18 protein-coding genes are annotated in these 17,576 nt (G+C 65.5%); 2 read left to right on the top strand and 16 right to left on the bottom strand.

What is annotated here, in order from left to right:
• Positions 1 to 36 precede the first annotated feature (36 nt).
• The 8 genes from otsA to mltG form a co-directional block, all read right to left on the bottom strand.
• A complete protein-coding gene (gene otsA, locus HV773_RS20625; RefSeq protein ID WP_129562040.1) occupies positions 37 to 1,443 on the bottom strand; it encodes an alpha,alpha-trehalose-phosphate synthase (UDP-forming) in 1,407 nt (468 codons plus the stop codon).
• Between the two features lie 322 nt (positions 1,444 to 1,765).
• A complete protein-coding gene (locus HV773_RS20620) occupies positions 1,766 to 2,122 on the bottom strand; it encodes a Rap1a/Tai family immunity protein (protein WP_129563331.1) in 357 nt (118 codons plus the stop codon).
• 181 nt (positions 2,123 to 2,303) lie between these two features.
• Positions 2,304 to 3,008, bottom strand: a complete 705-nt coding sequence (locus HV773_RS20615; protein ID WP_129562041.1) for an ankyrin repeat domain-containing protein — start codon at positions 3,006 to 3,008, stop codon at positions 2,304 to 2,306.
• Between the two features lie 75 nt (positions 3,009 to 3,083).
• Positions 3,084 to 3,869 (bottom strand): TatD family hydrolase, encoded by a 786-nt coding sequence (locus HV773_RS20610; protein ID WP_129562042.1) that lies wholly within the window; start codon positions 3,867 to 3,869, stop codon positions 3,084 to 3,086.
• Between the two features lie 82 nt (positions 3,870 to 3,951).
• Entirely contained in the window at positions 3,952 to 4,452 is a 501-nt protein-coding gene (locus HV773_RS20605; protein WP_129562043.1) for a GNAT family N-acetyltransferase, read from the bottom strand.
• A gap of 74 nt (positions 4,453 to 4,526) precedes the next feature.
• On the bottom strand, positions 4,527 to 5,570 hold the full coding sequence (locus HV773_RS20600; protein WP_129562044.1) for a DNA polymerase III subunit delta': 1,044 nt from the start codon (positions 5,568 to 5,570) through the stop codon (positions 4,527 to 4,529).
• An 87-nt stretch (positions 5,571 to 5,657) separates the two neighbouring features.
• A complete protein-coding gene (tmk, locus tag HV773_RS20595) occupies positions 5,658 to 6,278 on the bottom strand; it encodes a dTMP kinase (protein ID WP_129562045.1) in 621 nt (206 codons plus the stop codon).
• The gene (gene mltG / locus HV773_RS20590; protein WP_129562046.1) at positions 6,279 to 7,289 is read right to left on the bottom strand and encodes an endolytic transglycosylase MltG; all 1,011 of its coding nucleotides are present in this window, start codon (positions 7,287 to 7,289) and stop codon (positions 6,279 to 6,281) included.
• A 78-nt stretch (positions 7,290 to 7,367) separates the two neighbouring features.
• Between mltG and ygfZ the strand changes: the two genes are divergently transcribed.
• Entirely contained in the window at positions 7,368 to 8,405 is a 1,038-nt protein-coding gene (gene ygfZ / locus HV773_RS20585; protein ID WP_129562047.1) for a CAF17-like 4Fe-4S cluster assembly/insertion protein YgfZ, read from the top strand.
• Positions 8,406 to 8,495: 90 nt separating this feature from the next.
• Positions 8,496 to 9,338 (top strand): NRDE family protein, encoded by an 843-nt coding sequence (locus tag HV773_RS20580; RefSeq protein ID WP_129562048.1) that lies wholly within the window; start codon positions 8,496 to 8,498, stop codon positions 9,336 to 9,338.
• A gap of 48 nt (positions 9,339 to 9,386) precedes the next feature.
• On the opposite strand, the gene HV773_RS20575 is transcribed toward HV773_RS20580, so the two are convergent.
• The 8 genes from HV773_RS20575 to HV773_RS20540 form a co-directional block, all read right to left on the bottom strand.
• Positions 9,387 to 10,349: an alpha/beta hydrolase gene (locus tag HV773_RS20575; protein WP_129562049.1), complete on the bottom strand. Its 963-nt coding sequence runs from the start codon at positions 10,347 to 10,349 to the stop codon at positions 9,387 to 9,389.
• Between the two features lie 48 nt (positions 10,350 to 10,397).
• Entirely contained in the window at positions 10,398 to 11,291 is an 894-nt protein-coding gene (locus HV773_RS20570; protein WP_129562050.1) for an SDR family oxidoreductase, read from the bottom strand.
• A gap of 37 nt (positions 11,292 to 11,328) precedes the next feature.
• On the bottom strand, positions 11,329 to 12,327 hold the full coding sequence (locus HV773_RS20565; protein WP_129562051.1) for an NADP-dependent oxidoreductase: 999 nt from the start codon (positions 12,325 to 12,327) through the stop codon (positions 11,329 to 11,331).
• 124 nt (positions 12,328 to 12,451) lie between these two features.
• Positions 12,452 to 12,949, bottom strand: a complete 498-nt coding sequence (locus HV773_RS20560; protein WP_129562052.1) for a PaaI family thioesterase — start codon at positions 12,947 to 12,949, stop codon at positions 12,452 to 12,454.
• Positions 12,950 to 12,975: 26 nt separating this feature from the next.
• A complete protein-coding gene (locus HV773_RS20555; protein ID WP_129562053.1) occupies positions 12,976 to 13,278 on the bottom strand; it encodes a Dabb family protein in 303 nt (100 codons plus the stop codon).
• 96 nt (positions 13,279 to 13,374) lie between these two features.
• Positions 13,375 to 14,553 (bottom strand): acetyl-CoA C-acyltransferase, encoded by a 1,179-nt coding sequence (locus HV773_RS20550; protein ID WP_129562054.1) that lies wholly within the window; start codon positions 14,551 to 14,553, stop codon positions 13,375 to 13,377.
• Positions 14,554 to 14,638: 85 nt separating this feature from the next.
• Positions 14,639 to 15,274 carry a bifunctional nicotinamidase/pyrazinamidase gene (gene pncA / locus HV773_RS20545; RefSeq protein ID WP_129562055.1) on the bottom strand — a complete coding sequence of 212 codons (636 nt, stop codon included), beginning with the start codon at positions 15,272 to 15,274 and terminating at the stop codon, positions 14,639 to 14,641.
• 19 nt (positions 15,275 to 15,293) lie between these two features.
• A complete protein-coding gene (locus HV773_RS20540) occupies positions 15,294 to 17,375 on the bottom strand; it encodes a 3-hydroxyacyl-CoA dehydrogenase NAD-binding domain-containing protein (RefSeq protein ID WP_129562056.1) in 2,082 nt (693 codons plus the stop codon).
• Positions 17,376 to 17,576 lie beyond the last annotated feature (201 nt).

The raw sequence follows: 17,576 nt of genomic DNA, 5'->3' as shown, positions 1-17,576 counted from the left end.
CTCGCGCTATCTCCCCACTCGTCCACACTTAGCCACTCAGCGCGGCTGCGGCACGGCTGCGAGATCGGAGAGAAAGCGATCACGCCAGACGCCCAGATCGTTGCGGCGCAGCGCTTCCATATTGGTCAGATAACGCGTCTTGCGCTCTTCGAGCGGCATAGACAGCGCGCGCCCGAGCGCCTCCGACATGCCTGCCGCATCGTGTGGATTCACGAGCAGCGCGCCCGTGAGTTCGGCGGCCGCGCCCGCGAAAATCGAGAGCACGAGTACGCCGGGATCCTCGGGATTCTGCGCGGCCACGTACTCCTTCGCGACGAGGTTCATGCCATCGTGCAGCGGCGTGACATAGCCCACCTGCGACTCGCGAAACAGCGACATCAGCTTCCAGCGGTCGTATTGCTGGCTCAGGTAGCGGATCGGCGTGTAGTCGAGGCCCGAATAGCGCCCGTTGATGCGGCCAGCCTCGCGCTCCAGCTCTTCGCGGATGACCTTGTAGCTCGCCACGTCGGAGCGCGTAGGCGGCGCGATCTGCACGAGCGTAACCTTGCCGCGCCATTCGGGCGAATGCTCGAGCAATTGCTCGAATGCGTGAAAGCGTTCGACGAGCCCTTTCGAGTAATCGAGCCGGTCCACGCTCATCACGAGCTTGCGCCCTTCGAGGCTCTGCTTGAGGTCGAGCACGTGCTGGCGGCTTTCATAGCCCGCTGCCAGCGCCGCGATCTCGTCGGGAAACACGCCGATGCGATAGACGCCCGTGCGCAGCGTGCGCCCGTAGGCCTCGACCTCGCCCGCTTCCTTGTTTTCGCCATGCTCGCGCACCATGCCGTGGGCGGTGCGCACGATGTAATCGTGAAACGCCTGCTGGTCGTTGCGCGTCTGGAAGCCGAGCAAGTCGTAGCAGCACAGCGATCTCACGAGCTCATCGTGCGGCGGAATCGTCTGCAGCACCTGGGGCGAAGGAAACGGGATATGGAGGAAAAAGCCGATGCGATTGCGCACGCCCTCGGAGCGCAGCGCCTCGGCGAACGGAATCAGATGGTAGTCGTGAACCCAGATCATGTCGTCGGGCTGGATCAGCTTGATGAGCTTGTGCGCGAGCCACGCGTTCACGCGCCGGTAGCCGGCGTATTCGTCGCGCTCGTAGCGCGCGAGATCGTTGCGATAGTGGAACACCGGCCACAGCGTGGCGTTCGAGAAACCGCGGTAATACTGGTCGTAGTCCTTCCTCGTGAGCCCGGCTGTCGCGAACGTGACATGGCCCTCCTCCGCTAGCGTCGGCCCTGCGTTCGCCACCGTCTCGCTCACGACGTCGCCACTCCAGCCAAACCACACTCCGCCTGCGTCTTTGAGCGCCCCAAACACGCCGACGGCGAGTCCCCCTGCGGACCCTTTGGTCTCCGTGGGCGTCGCCACCCGGTTCGAGACGACTATCAGTCTGGCCATCGAGATATTTCCTCCTCCGTTTTGCTCCGGCAAGCGGATCCCCAGCAAGGGGCGTGCCACGGTATTGGCCGAGGCCTGCGGGCTCGCCGATCTGGCTAGCGTTCGGGAAGGTCGTGAGCGCGGCTCGGCCCAATGCAATGGCGCCTGACGTCACGCTACGTGAATGCGCGTAAAAATGCGCTAAAGAATGCGGGCGGCCGGATCAGGCTGCGCAATTTGCCGCCCGCGCGGCCGCGCTGGAAAGGCTTTCGGGCGAAGGGCTGGGCGGGCTCGATGCCGACTTGGCCGCCGGTTCAGTGCGGGCTCAGTGTGCCCAGCCCCGTCAATTACTGGTCTTGCAAGGAAACGCCTTGCCGAGCCCAAGCGAGATAGCCGTACTGGCGTTGTAGCCGGCGACGTTGGGATTGTCGGCGATGTACTTGCGCACGGCGTCGGTGAGTTGCGCCGAGCGGGCTTCCTGCGGCAGGCAGAAATACTGGCCGACTCGCGGGCCGGTCGTGCCGCCAATGGCGTCGATGGTGTTGAAAATGCCATCGGCAGCCCCTTCGATATAGGCCGCGCATGCGCTGCGCGACGCCACGTCGGTCTTCGAACACAACCGGTTCAGATCGGAGGCAGTGAAGGCAAAAGCCGAAATCGGCACAGCGAGCGCGCCGGCGCAGATCAGAGCCCGCAGCATGATTCTCCTTGATTCGTCGCTTGGTTCGTCGTCGGGGGCGGTGTTCGCCGCGCCGCGGGCCGCTCGGCGGCGGCCCGCGGCAATCCCGGTATTGTGCACTGTTTTCGGGGCGCGTCGTGCGGCTCTTCAGCGAAACAGCCGGCCAGGACGCACCGACGGCCCGCCCGCGCCCGCAGCGGCGTTACTGCGCCGCCTGGCCCATGCGCGCCGAGAGATCCTTGATCGCGTCAGGCGCCTTGTACTGCTTGGCGAAATCGAGTGCGGTCATGCCGATCTGGTTCTTCGCATTGAGATTGGCGCCGTGGTCGAGAAGCAGCTTCGCGGTGCTCATATGGTCGCCGCGCGCGGCCATCATGAGCGGCGTCGTGCCATTGGGCGACTGCGCGTTGACGTCGGCCGAATAGCCGACCAGCAGCTTCACCACGTCGTCGTGGCCGTTCGCGGCGGCATAGTGCAGCGGCGTCCAGCCCTGCTTGTTCACCTCGGCGCCCTTGGTGATGAGCAGCTTCACGAGATCCATGTCGCCGTTGAGCGAGGCCAGCATCAGCGCGTTCTCGCCCGACTTGTCTTCGGCGGCGATGTTGGTCTTCGGATTGTCGAGCAGCAATGCCGCGACCTTGTCCGACTTCTCGCGCGCGGCCAGCACGAGCAGCGGCATGCCCTGGCTATCCGTGGCGTTCGGGTCCATGCCGTCGGCGAGGTCCTTGGCGACGCCCTTGGCGTCGTCGAATTTCACGTCCTTCACGAGCGAATCGATCGACGCGGCCTGGACCGGCGCGCTCGCGAGGAAGGCGGCGCTCATGCCGATGGCGAGCGCAGCGGCAATGCGACGCATCCCGGTGGCGCGCGTGGCTTGGACGGTGGGCGTAAGCAGATTCGAGTTCATGTCAGACCTTAATGTTATTCGATATCTAATTGATAAAAAACGATAAATCCAAATCGACTGCTAGCGGATCACGATTCAGGCCGAGGCCGGAATCTTGAAGAGCTGGAAAAAATTCTGCGTGGTGGCAGCGCCGAGTTCGGCGTCCGGCAATCCGCGTTGCTGCGCGATGAATCTTCCGACATGACTAACGTACGCAGGTTCATTAGGTTTGCCGCGATATGGCACTGGCGCAAGATAGGGCGAATCCGTTTCGATCAGCAAACGCTCGAGCGGCACGCGGCGCGCCACCTCCTGAACATCGGTTGCGCTCTTGAACGTCACGATGCCCGAAAGCGAGATGTAGAAGTTCTGCGCGAGGGCACGCTCGGCGATCGCCCAGGGCTCCGTGAAGCAATGCATTACGCCGCCGGGCTCGCCGGCACGCTCTTCTTCCATGATGCGCAGCGTGTCGTCCGACGCCGCGCGCGTATGGACGATGAGCGGCTTGCCCGTGGCGTGCGCCGCGCGGATATGGACGCGAAAACGCTCGCGCTGCCACTCCATGTCTTCGATCGTGCGCTCGCCGAGGCGGTAGTAATCGAGCCCCGTTTCACCGATCGCCACGACCTTCGGGTGCTGCGCCAATTCGACGAGGTCCGCGACGCTGGGCTCCTGGACGTCTTCGTGATCGGGATGCACACCCACCGAAGCGTAGACGTTCTCGTAGCGGCTCGCGATGTCGAGCACCGAGGGCAGCGTCTCCAGGTCGACCGAGACGCACAGCGCATGCGTGACGGCCTGCGCGCGCATGTTTTCGAGCACCTCGGGCAGCCGGTCGGCGAGACCTTCGAAGTTGATGTGGCAATGTGAATCGACAAACATGGCGGTCCTGCGATGGGGTTACGGGTCAGGCTGACTGCGCGAGATCTACGAAAATGCGCAACGAAAAATTCAGGCCTGCAACTCAGGCTGCAAGCCGCTTGCCGAGGATCACGAGATCGCGCTCGACGCCGTCGAGCACGGCCACGCGCGGCAACGTTCCCCACGCCTCGAAGCCAAAGCCGTGAAAGAGCCGCACGCTTGGCTCATTGTGGCCGAACACGAAGCCGAGCACCGTGTGGACGTCCAGCCCCGGCGCGGCATCGAGCGCGGCAGCCAGCAGCTGGCGCCCGAGCCCTTTGCCGCGCGCGGCTTCGTCCAGGTAGATGCTGACTTCCGAGGTGTGGCCGTAGGCCGGCCGCCCATAGAAGTCCGAAAAGCTCAGCCAGGCAATCACCCGGCCGCCCTCTTCGACAACCCACAGCGGCCGCCGTGCCGGGCCGTGCGCGTGAAACCACGGCAGCCGGCTTTCTACGCTCACGGGCTCGAGATCGGCGGTGACCTGCCGTGACGGCACGGTCGAGTTGTAAATGGCGACGATCGCGGGCAGATCGTCGAGGGTGGCATCCCGGTAAATAACGCTCATGGTGCGGATCAGCGGCGAGTTTTCGGATAAGGCGGGAGCGGCGCGTGGCGGCCGGGCGCGCTCAAGAACACGTCTCAGGCAAACATTTCACGATAGCCGAGAAACAGCTCCTCGAACACGAGTCGCGCATTCAGCGGATGGTTTTCCACGGCACGCTGGCGCGTCACCGACTTCAGATAGCGTGCGAGCGCCGGTGCATCCAGCTTCGCCGCGCAGCGCGTGAGCGCCGCCGCCGACTGCGGGTAGTAGCGCGGCCGGCCCGCCGTGCGCTCGGCCAGCAGGTCGTAGACCCAACGCTGCAGCCAGCCGAGCACGAGCGGCACCGGCAGCTTCTGCAGGGTCTCGCCGCAGGCGAAGGCGTCGCATGCCGCGCCGGCCGCGAGCTGCCCGAGTGTCCAGTCGCGCAGCGCGCGATTGTCGTCCTGCGAGAGCGCGAGCGCCGCAAGCGGCGCGCCTCCCGCTTCGGCGAGCAGACCGGCCGGGTCGGCCACGCCCTGCTTCGCAAGCCATGCCTGTGCCTCGTCCGGTGCGGGCGTGCTCATCGGCCACTGGCGGCAACGGCTGATGATGGTGGGCAGCAACCGGTCGATGCGCGCCGAAACCAGCAGGAACACGACGCCCGCGGGTGGCTCTTCGAGCGTTTTCAGCAGCGCATTCGCGGCAGCGACATTGAGCGCCTCGGCCGGATACAGCACGACCACGCGCAGGCCGCCGCGATGCGAACCGACGCCGGTGAAATCGAGCAGCGCGCGCACCTGCTCGATACGGATTTCCTTGCTGGGCGCGCGAGTCTTCTTGCCCTCGTCCGCGTCGCCTTTATCGGCCTTCGCGTCGTCCTTGTCCTCGGCGCCCGTCTGGCCTGCGAGACCGGCCAGCGCCTCGGGCAGCACGATACGGTAGTCGGGATGATTGCCCTGCGCGAACCAGTTGCATGCGGGGCATGCGCCGCACGGCTGGCCGTCGGCCTGCGGCGACTCGCACAACAGTCCCTTCGCCAGATGCTGCGCGAACTGGAGCTTGCCGATGCCCGCCTGGCCATGCAGCAGCAGCGCATGCGGCCAATGGCTGCGCAACTGCTGAAGGCGCTCCCAGTCGCCCGATTGCCAAGGATAAATCATGTTTTAAATCAATCTCTTAAGCGGCACTTCTGAGGATTTGCGCGAATTTTATCGAGCATCATTAACGCAGCAAATAACGCTTTTTAATCAAAGTGTTGCAACGATTTTCTCGAGTTTTCCGCGAATCTCGTCGATGCCCTGCGACGAATCGACGATCGCGAAGCGATACGGCGCCTCTTCCGCGCGGCGCAGATATTCGGCGCGGGTGCGCGTGAAGAAGGCATCGGTTTCGCTTTCGAAGCGGTCCGGCTCGCGCGCGGCGCCCCGGCGCTCGCTCGCGGTATCGGGTGCGATGTCGAACAGCACGGTCAAATCGGGCTGGAAGCCGCCCTGGACCCAGCGCTCGAGCGCTTCAAGCTTGTCGCGCGGCAGGCCCCGGCCGCCGCCCTGGTAGGCGAATGTGGCATCGGTGAAGCGGTCCGAGAGCACCCAGTCGCCGCGCACGAGCGCCGGCTCGATCACGCGTGCGAGGTGCTCGCGGCGGGCGGCGAACATCAGCAACGCCTCGGTTTCGAGATCCATCGACTCGTGCAGCAGGATCTCGCGCAGCTTTTCCCCCAGCGGCGTGCCGCCGGGCTCGCGCGTCATGACCACCGAGCGGCCCGAGGCGCCCAGTTTCTGTTCGAGTTGCTCGCGAAACCACGCCAGATGCGTGGTCTTGCCCGCGCCGTCGATACCCTCGAACGTGATGAATCGGCCCCGCGCCATTTAGTTACCCCGGATGTACTTGTCGACGGCCTTGTTATGGTCGACGAGATTGTCAGAAAAAACGCTGCTGCCGTCGCCACGCGCCACGAAATACAGCGCGGTGGTCGAGGCGGGATTGAGCGCCGCTTGCAGGGCGGCAACGCCCGGCAGTGCAATTGGCGTCGGCGGCAACCCGGAACGCAGGTAGGTATTGTAGATAGTGTTGGTCTGCAAATCGCTCTTGTGCAGCCGTCCCGTGTAGTTCGCTCCGAGCCCGTAGATCACCGTCGGATCGGTCTGCAATGGCATGCCCGCCTTGAGCCGGTTCGCGAACACGGCCGCCACGAGCGGACGGTCGCCGGCCTTGCCGGTCTCCTTCTCGACCAGCGAGGCAAGCGTGAGCGCCTCGTAGGGCGACTTCAGCGGCAAGCCCTGCGCGCGCGCGGCCCATGCCTCGTTCAGATGCGTCTGCATGAGTTTGTAGGCGCGGCGATAGACGTCCAGATCGCTCGAACCCTTGTCGAACAGATAGGTGTCCGGGAAGAACAGCCCTTCGCCGCTGCCCTGCGGCGCGGCCGGCGCGCCGATCGCGGCGAGCAGTTGAGCGTCGCTCATGCCGGCGGTGTCGTGGCGCAGCGCCGGATTGGCGTCGAGTTCGTCGCGCATGCGCTTGAAGGTCCAGCCTTCGATGATGGTCGCGACGGACTCGTTGACGTCGCCGAGCGCCATTTTCTGCAGCACCTCGTAGGGCGTGACGCCGGCCTTGAACTCGTAGTTGCCGGACTTGAGCTGGCTTTGCAGGCCGAGCACGCGCGTCATCAACACAAACAAATCGGTCTGGACAGGCACGCCGCCACGGCGCAACTGGGCGGTAACACTGCGCACGGAACTGTGCGGTTTGATGGTGACATCGAGTTGCGGGACGGCGAGCGCCACGGGCGAGTTCGCCCAGCGCCAGACGCCACCCACTGCGACGGCGCCAAGCACGACGAGGCCGGCGCCGGCAACAAGGCATTTCTTGAGGAGGGACATGCGTAACGTGACTCAGGCGGACCTCATATAATAACTGCTTGCCCTCGCCAAAGTCAGGATTGACTGTTCCCCGAATCCATGAACGCTCCGCTCGCTTCCAACGCCACGCCTTCCCCCGACACGCAATCCGCCGCAGCGCCTGCCGCCGATGAGTTCGACGCCGTCCTCAAGGGCGGCGCCTGGGCGATCCTGCCGCAATTCGGCGTGATCGACGCCAATGGCGACGACGCTGCCAGCTTCCTGCACAGCCAGCTCACGAACGACATCCAGCATCTGGATGTGACCGGCGCGCGCCTCGCGGGATATTGCTCGCCCAAAGGCCGCCTGCTCGCCTCGTTCCTCACGTGGAAGACGGGCGACACCATCCGCCTGCTGCTGTCGAAGGACGTTCAGGCGAGCGTGCAAAAACGCCTGTCGATGTTCGTGCTGCGCGCCAAGGCCAAGCTCACCGACGACAGCGACAAGCTGCTCGTGGTGGGCCTCGCGGGCGACGTGCGCGGCGCGCTCTCCCGAGTATTCGACGCGCTGCCCGACGGCGTGCACGTGAAGGTGGACGATCCCGCCGGGACGCTGATTCGCGTGCCCGATGCGCTCGGGCGCCTGCGCTATCTGTGGGTTGGGCCGAAGGACGCCGTGGAGGCTAAGCTCGCCTCGCTCCAGGATCTGCTCAAGCCGGTCTCGCCCGCGGTTTGGGACTGGCTCGACATTCGCGCGGGCGAGCCGCGCATCACCCAGGCCGTGAGCGAGCAATTCGTCCCGCAGATGGTCAACTACGACGTGCTCGGCGGCGTGAACTTCAAGAAGGGCTGCTATCCGGGCCAGGAAATCGTGGCGCGCAGCCAGTATCGCGGCACGATCAAGCGCCGCACCGCGCTCGCGAGCGTCGCGGCCGGGACCGACGCCGCACGCGCCGGCGCAGAACTCTTTCACTCCGACGACCCGAGCCAGCCGTGCGGCATGATCGTGAACGCAGCGCCGGCGCCCGAAGGCGGCGTCGATCTGCTCGCGGAGATCAAGCTTGCGGCGCTCGAATCGGGCAGCGTGCATCTGGGCGCCGCCGACGGCCCCGCGCTGCGCACCCTGCCGCTGCCTTACGCGCTGCCCACCGAGGGCTGAAGCCTTGGTGACAAGTCCGGTGGCGACACGCTGTGTGACACACTCCGTGCCGAGGCTGGCTTCTGCTATTCGTAGCGGAGGCCGCGCGCGATGTGCCTGATCGTCTTCGACTGGCGGCCGCATGCTGTAGATGGCGCGCTCTTCACGCTCGCCGCGAACCGCGACGAATTCCTGCGCCGCACCGCCGATCCCATGCACTGGTGGCAAGACGCGCCGGACGTGCTCGCAGGCCGCGATCTGGTGGGCGGCGGCACCTGGCTTGGCATGACGCGCGGCGGCCGTTTCGCGGCGCTCACCAACTACCGCGCGCCGCACGAGATGCGTCCTGATGCGCCCACACGCGGCACGCTCGTGTCCCGCTGGCTGATGGCTGGTTCCAAAGGCGCCGGGACTGATGTCCCCGATACGCCGCTGGCCTATCTCGCCGAAGTCGCGCGCGACGGCGAAATGTATAACGGCTTCAATCTGGTCATCGGCGACTGGAACCGGCGCGAGCTTGCGTGGTACTGCAACCGTGGCGATCGCATGCCGGCACTGTTGCCGGAGGGCACCCACGGCATCTCCAACGCGGTGCTCGACACGCCGTGGCCAAAGCTCGTACGCAAGCGCGCGGGGCTTGCCGAACTCGCGGCGGACGGCCCCGACGTGCCGCTCGAACGCCTGATCGAGTTGATGCGCGACCCGCGCGTCGCGCTCGATGGCGAGTTGCCCGCGACCGGCATCCCGCTGGAGCGCGAGCGCGCGCTTTCGGCGGCGTTCATCGAGACGCCCGAGTACGGCACGCGTGGCACGACAGCGCTGCGCGTGCGCGTGGATGGCGGCCAGTTGAGCGTGGAAGCGCGCGAGCGCAGCGACGACGACGGCTCGCACCGCATCGCGCGACCTGGCGCATTCGAGCGCCACGAACGCTTCACGGCAGGCGCGGCGCGCTAACGCTTGGCGGGCCGGGCGGCCTTCTGCCTTGCCGCCCCACCCGCCTCATCAATCTTCGATACCGAACGCCGCGCGCAACGCCTGTGCGGCTTGCGCCTGCGCGCGCCGCGCATCGTCCACGAAACCGCCCATCTTGAAGAACTCGTGGATCATGCCGGGAAAGCGCACGAGCGTGACTTCGTTGCCCGCAGCGAGCAGTTTCTCCGCATAGGCCTCGCCCTCGTCGACGAGCGGATCGAACTCCGCCACCGCAATCCACGCCGGCGCCACGCCGTGAAAATCGGGCGCGCCATGCGCGCCGTCGAGCGGCGCGAAACGCCAGTCGTCGCGATCGGACGCATCACGCACGTAGTGATTGAAGAACCATTGCACGGTGGGCTCCGTGAGCAGGTAGCCGTTGGCGAGGCGCTTGTGCGACGCCGTTTGCTGATGCGAGCCCGTACCCGGATAAATCAGCATTTGCAGCACTGCGGGTATGCCCGCGTCTCGCGCGAGCACCGCGCATACTGTCGCGAGCGTGCCGCCCGCGCTGTCGCCGCCCACGGCGAGCCGCGCCGCGTCGATCGCGAATTCGGCCGCGTGCGCGTGCAGCCATGCATAGGCGTCGAACGCGTCGTTCACGGCGGTCGGGAATTTGTGCTCGGGCGCAAGCCGGTAATCGACCGAGAGTACCGCGCAACGCGCGTCGCGCGCGAACATGCGGCACAAGGCGTCGTGCGTGTCGACGCTGCCCACGGTGAAGCCGCCACCGTGGAAATAAACGAGCGCGGGCAATGGTTCGGACCATTGCGGCTCGACAGGCAGATAGAGCCGCGCGCGGATCGTCGCGCCGTCACGCGTGGGCACTTGCAAGTCTTCGACCGAGTGCATTGGCGCGGCCGCGATCTCCAGCACCGAAGCGCTCTTTTCATACGACGCGCGCGCTTGCTGCGGCGTCATCTCGTGGTAAGGCGCGCGGCCCGCGCGGGCCACCATGTCGAGCACTAAAGCGATCTTCGCGTTGAGCGGCATGAGTCTGTCGAATTAGGTTCCGCTCGAACGCCGGTCAGCACGCGCCGGTCAGGCCTGCGCGTTCTTTACTTCGGGTTTGAGCGAGAGCGGATCGGTGGGATTGCGCAACGTCTCGATGTCTTCGTGACGCAGCTTCACGGAAGGGAGTATGCCCGGATGCGTGAGGATGTAGAAGCGCCCTTCGCGCACCGCGTCGAAAGTGACTTTCGCGACATCGTCAGCCGTGAGTCGGCCCGAGCGCACCGCGCGCTGCAATTGCAGATCGGCGGCCTGCTGCGAGCGCGTGGGGGGGACCTCGTTGCGCATATCGTCGGGGCGGTTGCGCTCCGCGTTGGCGATGCCCGTCGGCACAAACGCGGGGCACAGGAGCGAGCAGCCCACCTGCGCACCCGACTGAGTGCTCACATTTCGGAGGTCGTGGTAAAGCGTCTCGGTAAGCGCGACCACCGCATGCTTGGATGCGTTGTAGACGGCCATCGCGGGCGGCGCGAGCAGCCCCGCCACCGACGCCGTGTTGACGATATGCGCGCGCTCGCCCTGCTTGAGCATGATGGGTGTGAAGCTGCGCAAGCCGTTCGCGACGCCCATCACGTTCACGCCGAACACCCAGTCCCAGTCCCGCGCGCTGCTTTCCCACACGAAGCCGCCGCTGCCCACGCCGGCATTGTTGAAGAGCAGATGGACCTTGCCATAGGCGTCGAGCGCCGCCTGCGCGAGCGCGTCCACCTGCGCCGGGTCGCGCACGTCGGTGCGCAAGCCGATCGCCTGTGCACCCTGGGCGCGCAGCGCCTGAACGGTTTCGTCGAGCGCGAGCGCGTCCACGTCTGCCAGCACGAGCTTCATGCCGAGCGATGCGGCCTGCTGCGCGAACGCACGGCCGAAGCCACTCGCCGCGCCGGTAATGACGGCCACTCGGCCTTCGAACTGAAACGGTTCAGACATTGCGCTCCCCCACCTGGTCGTTAGTACTGCAAAGGCGTCAAGCGAGCTTGACGAGCTGTTTGCCGAAGTTTTGCCCCTTGAGCATGCCAAGGAACGCCGTGGGCGCGTTTTCGAGGCCTTCTGCAATGCTTTCGCGATAGACCAGTTGTTTCTTGGCGACCAGCGCGCCGAGTTCGGAAAGCGCTTTCGGCCAGACGTCCAGATGCTCGGTCACGATGAAGCCCTGCACCAGCAGACGTTGCGTGAGCAACAATTGCGGGTGCTTGAGCGGGATCGGCTCGCCGTCATAGCCCGCGATCATGCCGCACACCGCGATGCGCCCGCCGGCATTCATGCGCGCGAGCGTGGCGTTGAGCACGTCGCCGCCCACGTTCTCGAAGTAGCCGTCCACGCCTTGCGGGGTTGCGGCCTTAAGCTGCTGATAGAGATCGCCTGCCTTGTAATCGACACATGCGTCGAAGCCGAGCGTCTCCACGACATAGCGGCACTTTTCCGCGCCGCCCGCGATACCCACCGCGTGGCAGCCCGCCCGTTTCGCGAGCTGGCCCACGACGCTGCCCACCGCGCCGCTTGCCGCGCTCACCACCACGGTCTGGCCAGCCTGCGGCGCGATGATGCGGTTCAGTCCGTACCAGGCGGTCGCGCCCGGCATGCCCACAGGCCCGAGATACGCGGCCAGCGGCACGTGCTTCGTCTCGACGACATGGAGGTCGCTGCCATCCGAGGTGCCGTATTCCTGCCACCCGGCCATGCCGACCACCCTGTCGCCGACCTTGAACTTGCGGTTGAGCGATTCGACCACTTCGCCCGCCGTGCCGCCGATCATCACCGCATCGAGCGGCTGTGGCGCCGCATACGACTTGCTGTCGTTCATGCGGCCGCGCATATACGGATCGAGCGAAAGCCAGTGATTGCGCACGCGCACCTGCCCCTCAGCGAGTGGCGCGAGCGGCGTTTCGACGAGGCGGAAGTTATCGACGCTGGCCGCGCCTTCCGGGCGCGAGACGAGCAAGATCTGACGATTGGATTGAGTCATGGCGTTCGGGTGTGTCGTCTTGAAACGCGGCTTGCGCCGCGCGGGTTTAAAACGGAATCGCACACGCACATGAAAAGACAACACGCATGCGGCTTGCGTGCCCGGAATACATTGGGCGCGGCGTTCAGCCGTCGCTCGGACCGGGTTTTGCGTTGGGATCGCTGCGCAGGCGTTGACGCGTCACGTCGCGGCCCACCGCGAGGCGGCGCATGTATTTGAAGGTGCCGAGCGCCTTCGCCACGAAGTGCCCTTCGCTGTCGCGAATCTCGCCCTCGCAATAGGCCATCGTGGTCGAGCGGTGCAGCACGCGGCCATACGCGCGCAACTCGCCGCGGCCGGGCTGCATGAAATTCACTTTCATTTCGACGGTGACGACGCCCACACCGTCGGCGGCGACGCTGCGCGCGGCCATCGCGAGCGCGATGTCGGCGAGCGTCATGGTCACGCCGCCGTGCGCGACGTCCCACGTATTCATATGGCGTTCGGCCAGCGCAAGCAGCACTTCGCTCGCGCCGTCGCGCGCGCTCACGAGCTGCGCGCCGAGATGATCGACGAACGGGCTTTCGATGATGGGCTGCTGGCTCGATGCATCGCCCTGCGTTGTGTCTGTGGTGCCGGTCATGGTTGCGCTCGAATTCTCCACGGTCTTCAGAGCACGTAATCGACGCACTGGCGCGCCTCGACCACGCGCTTGGCGAAGTCCTTCACGATCTGGTGGTCGGGGTGATCCTGGTAGGCGTCAAGCGCGACCTGGTCGACGAAGTCGGAGACCAGCGCGATATCGAACGTCGAAGCGAGACCAGGCTCGGCGAGACCCGCTTCGAGATGCAGAGTGCCCGGCACGAGATTGCGGCAGCCTTCGAGCATCGTCTTGAACTTGGCGAGATTTTCGGCGCGCGTCGCGCCCTCCGCTGAGTCCTTGAACTTCCACATCACGATATGACGAATCACGTGTTCACCTTTTCAGTCAGTCTTGAACGGCGGACGCGCCACGCGGGCGCAATCCAGCCGTCATGATACCTGCCCGGACCGGCGTCCACAGCGCGATCAGGCGATTTCGAACAACCCCGCCGCGCCCTGCCCGCCGCCGATACACATCGTCACCACCACGAACTTCGCACCGCGACGCTTGCCTTCGATGAGCGCATGGCCCGTGAGGCGCGCGCCCGAGACGCCGTACGGATGGCCGACCGCGATCGCGCCGCCGTTCACGTTCAGGCGGTCGGCAGGAATGCCGAGCTTGTCGCGGCAGTAGAGCACCTGCACCGCGAACGCTTCGTTCAGTTCCCACAGGCCGATATCCTCGACCTTGAGGCCGGCTTGCTTGAGCAGCTTGGGCACGGCGAACACGGGGCCGATGCCCATCTCGTCCGGCTCGCAGCCGGCCACGGCGAAGCCGCGGAAAATGCCGAGCGGCTGCAGCCCTTCGCGTTCGGCAACTTTCGCGTTCATCACCACGCAGGCGCTCGCGCCGTCCGAGAACTGACTCGCGTTGCCCGCCGTGATCACGCCGCCCGGCATCGCCGTGCGGATCTTCGACACGCCTTCGAGCGTGGTGTCGGCGCGGATGCCTTCGTCGGCGGCAATCGTCACTTCCTTCGTGACGAGCTGGCCCGAGGCCTTGTCGGCCACGCCGGCGAGCACCGTCATCGGCACGATTTCGTCGTTGAAGAGGCCCGCGGCCTGAGCCGCTGCCGCGCGCAGTTGCGACTGCACGCCGTACTCGTCCTGGCGCTCCCGCGAAATCTCATAGCGCTTTGCGACGTTTTCGGCCGTCTGCAGCATGCTCCAGTAGATTTCGGGCTTGTGCTGGCCGAGCCAGCCTTCGACCACCATGTGGCGGTTCATCTCGTTCTGTACGCACGAAATGGATTCCACGCCGCCGGCGACGAACACCTCGCCCTCGCCCGCGATCACGCGCTGCGCGGCAAGCGCAATCGTCTGGAGTCCAGACGAACAGAAACGGTTCACGGTCATGCCCGGCACCGAGACCGGCAGGCCCGCGCGCAGCGCGATCTGGCGCGCGATGTTGGTGCCCGTGGCGCCCTCGGGGTTCGCGCAGCCCATGATCACGTCTTCGACGCGTGCGGGGTCGATCTTCGCGCGCTCGACGGCGGCCTGCGTGACGTGGCCGCCAAGCGTGGCGCCGTGGGTCATGTTGAACGCGCCCTTCCACGATTTGGCGAGGCCCGTGCGGGCGGTAGAAACGATTACGGCATCAGTCATGGATGTCTCCAGTTGATCGGAGCGACTTGGTCCGATCCCTTGCGAATGTGTTGATCCTGCGAATCAGGTTAATTTCGAACGTTCATCAGACCGCGCCGTTCAGCACGTCGGCCATTTGCGCGCGCTTCACGCCTGCCGAACTCAACTGCTGCCATGCGGCGGCGAGCGAGCCGTTCAGGTCGATGGCGCGCGAGGCGTCTTCGATCAGCACGGTCTCGAAGCCAGCCGCACGCGCATCGAGCGCGGACCACGCGACGCAATAATCGGTCGCAAGGCCGCAGCAGTAGACGCGCTTCACGCCCGTATCGCGCAGATAGCCCGCGAGCCCGGTTGGCGTCGTGCGATCGGCTTCGAGAAACGCCGAATAGCTGTCGACGTTTGCGTGATGCCCCTTGCGGATGACCGCGCGTGCGTGCGGCACCGCGAGATCGCGATGCAGCGCGGCGCCTTCGGTGCCCTGCACGCAATGCGTCGGCCACAGCACTTGCTCGCCATAAGGCAGCGCGATTGTCTCGAAGGGCTCGCGCCCCGAGTGGCCGGCCGCGAACGACACGTGCTGCGCCGGGTGCCAGTCCTGCGTGAGCACCACATGCTGAAAGTCTTGCGCGAGCCGGTTCGCAAGCGGCACGACTTCGTCGCCGTGCGCGACGGCAAGCGCCCCGCCCGGCATGAAGTCGTTTTGCAGGTCGATCAGCAGGAGCACGTCTTCAGCGCTTCTCATGATGTTCGTCCGAAAGTGCTTAGTTGAACGTACCGCCGCTTTCCGCCAGTTCGGCAACCGACGAGGCGATCTGCCATGCGTCGCCGTTCGGCTGCTGCGCATAGCGGCGGATCGCGCGCGCCACGTTGTAGAGGCCGGCCGCGTCTGCGTAGAGCATCGGGCCGCCGCGCCACAGCGGGAAGCCGTAGCCCGTGAGATAGACCATGTCGATGTCCGACGCCTTCGACGCAATGCCCTCTTCGAGGATCATCGCGCCTTCGTTCACCAGCGCGTACACGAGGCGTTCGACGATTTCCTCGTCACTGATCTTGCGGCGCTGGACGCCCACTTCCTTCGAGTACGCGACGATCATCTCGTCCACGAGCTTCGAAGGCAGCGCGTTGCGCTCGCCCGCCTTGTAGTCGTACCAGCCCGCGCCGGTCTTCTGGCCGAAGCGGCCCTGTTCGCACAGGCGGTCAGCGACCTTCGAATACTTGATTTCCGGCGTTTCCTGATAGCGGCGCTTGCGGATCGCCCAGCCGATGTCGTTGCCCGCGAGATCGCTCATGCGGAACGGACCCATCGCGAAGCCGAACTTTTCTATCGCACGATCGACCTGCGCGGGCAGCGCGCCTTCTTCGAGCATGTAGAGCGCCTGGCGGATGTATTGCTCGATCATGCGGTTGCCGATGAAGCCGTCGCACACGCCCGACACCACGGCCGTCTTGCGAATCTTCTTCGCGACCTGCATGACCGTGGCCAGCACGTCCTTGGCCGTTTCCTTGCCGCGCACGACTTCGAGCAGCTTCATGACGTTGGCAGGACTAAAGAAGTGCAGACCTACTACGTCCTGCGGACGCTTCGTGAACGCCGCGATCTTGTCCACGTCGAGCGTCGAGGTGTTCGACGCGAGAATGGCGCCCGCCTTAGCGACTTCATCGAGGCGCGTGAACACCTGCTCCTTCACGCCGAGTTCTTCGAACACGGCTTCAATGATGAGGTCGGCTTGCTTGAGGTCGTCATAGGTCAGCGTCGGGCGAATCAGCGCCATGCGCGCTTCGAGCTTTTCCGCCGTGAGCTTGCCCTTCTTGACCTGCGCTTCGTAGTTCTTGCGAATCGTTGCCAGGCCGCGATCGAGCGCTTCCTGCTTCGTTTCGAGCAGCGTGACCGGCACGCCCGCGTTGAGGAAATTCATGGTGATGCCGCCGCCCATCGTGCCCGCGCCGATCACCGCCACTTGCTGGATCGCACGCGTGGGCGTGCTCGACGGCACGTCAGGGATCTTGCTTGCGGCGCGCTCGCCAAAGAACGCGTGGCGCAGCGCCTGGCTCTCGGGCGTCTGCACGAGTTCGACGAAGCATTCGCGTTCGAACGCGAGGCCTTTATCGAAACCCTGCTTCACGCCAGCGGCAATGGCGTCCACGCACTTCAGCGGCGCCGGATAGTTCTTCGACATCGCCGCAACGGTATTGCGCGAGAACTGCAGGAAGCCTTCGGCATTCGCGTGCTCGATCTTGCGGTTGCGCACGAGCGGATGCGGGCCTGGCTTGCCGGCGGCCTGGCGCGCGAACGCGATGGCCTCGTCGAGCAGATCGCCTTGCGCCATGGCATCGAAAAGGCCTGCATTCGCGAGCTTTTCGGAGAGCACGGGCGTACCGGTCACGATCATGTTGAGCGCGGCTTCAAGGCCGATCGCGCGCGGCAGGCGCTGCGTGCCGCCCGCGCCGGGCAGAATGCCAAGCTTCACCTCGGGCAGCGCGATCTGCGCGCCGGGTGCCGCGATGCGATAGTGCGCGCCGAGCGCGAGCTCGAGCCCGCCGCCCATCGCAACGCCATGGATCGCGGCGATGATGGGCTTCGCGCTCTTCTCGACTTCCTTGATGACGGTGTGGAGCGTGGGTTCCTGAGTCGCCTTGGGGGTGTTGAACTCGGTGATGTCTGCGCCGCCCGAGAAGGCCTTGCCGGCGCCCGTGATCACGATGGCCGAGACGGCCGGATCGCTGTTGGCGCGCGCCAGTCCCTCGACGATGCCGGCCCGGGTCGAATGCCCCAACCCGTTGACGGGCGGATTGTTGAGCGTAATGACGGCGACGCCGTCGCGAGTCGTGTAATCCACTGCCATTTGCCTGCCTCCGTGCTTGCGGACCGCGTTGTGCCTCGCGGGAGTCGCCTGACTCGCGCGGACACGCGCCGGCCGCTTCATTGTCCGGCATTCCCGGTTCACACGCAGAATACCGAAAAAAGAACGTTCGTTCAATTTTTTTGCTGCGCACAAGGCATCGGGGTTTGTACCGATCCCCCTGCCCAAGCGCGAAAGCCAGCC

This window comes from Paraburkholderia caffeinitolerans (genome assembly GCF_902859945.1).
Classification (GTDB): Bacteria; Pseudomonadota; Gammaproteobacteria; order Burkholderiales; family Burkholderiaceae; genus Paraburkholderia; species Paraburkholderia caffeinitolerans.
This window is presented reverse-complemented; position numbering and strand designations above follow the sequence as displayed.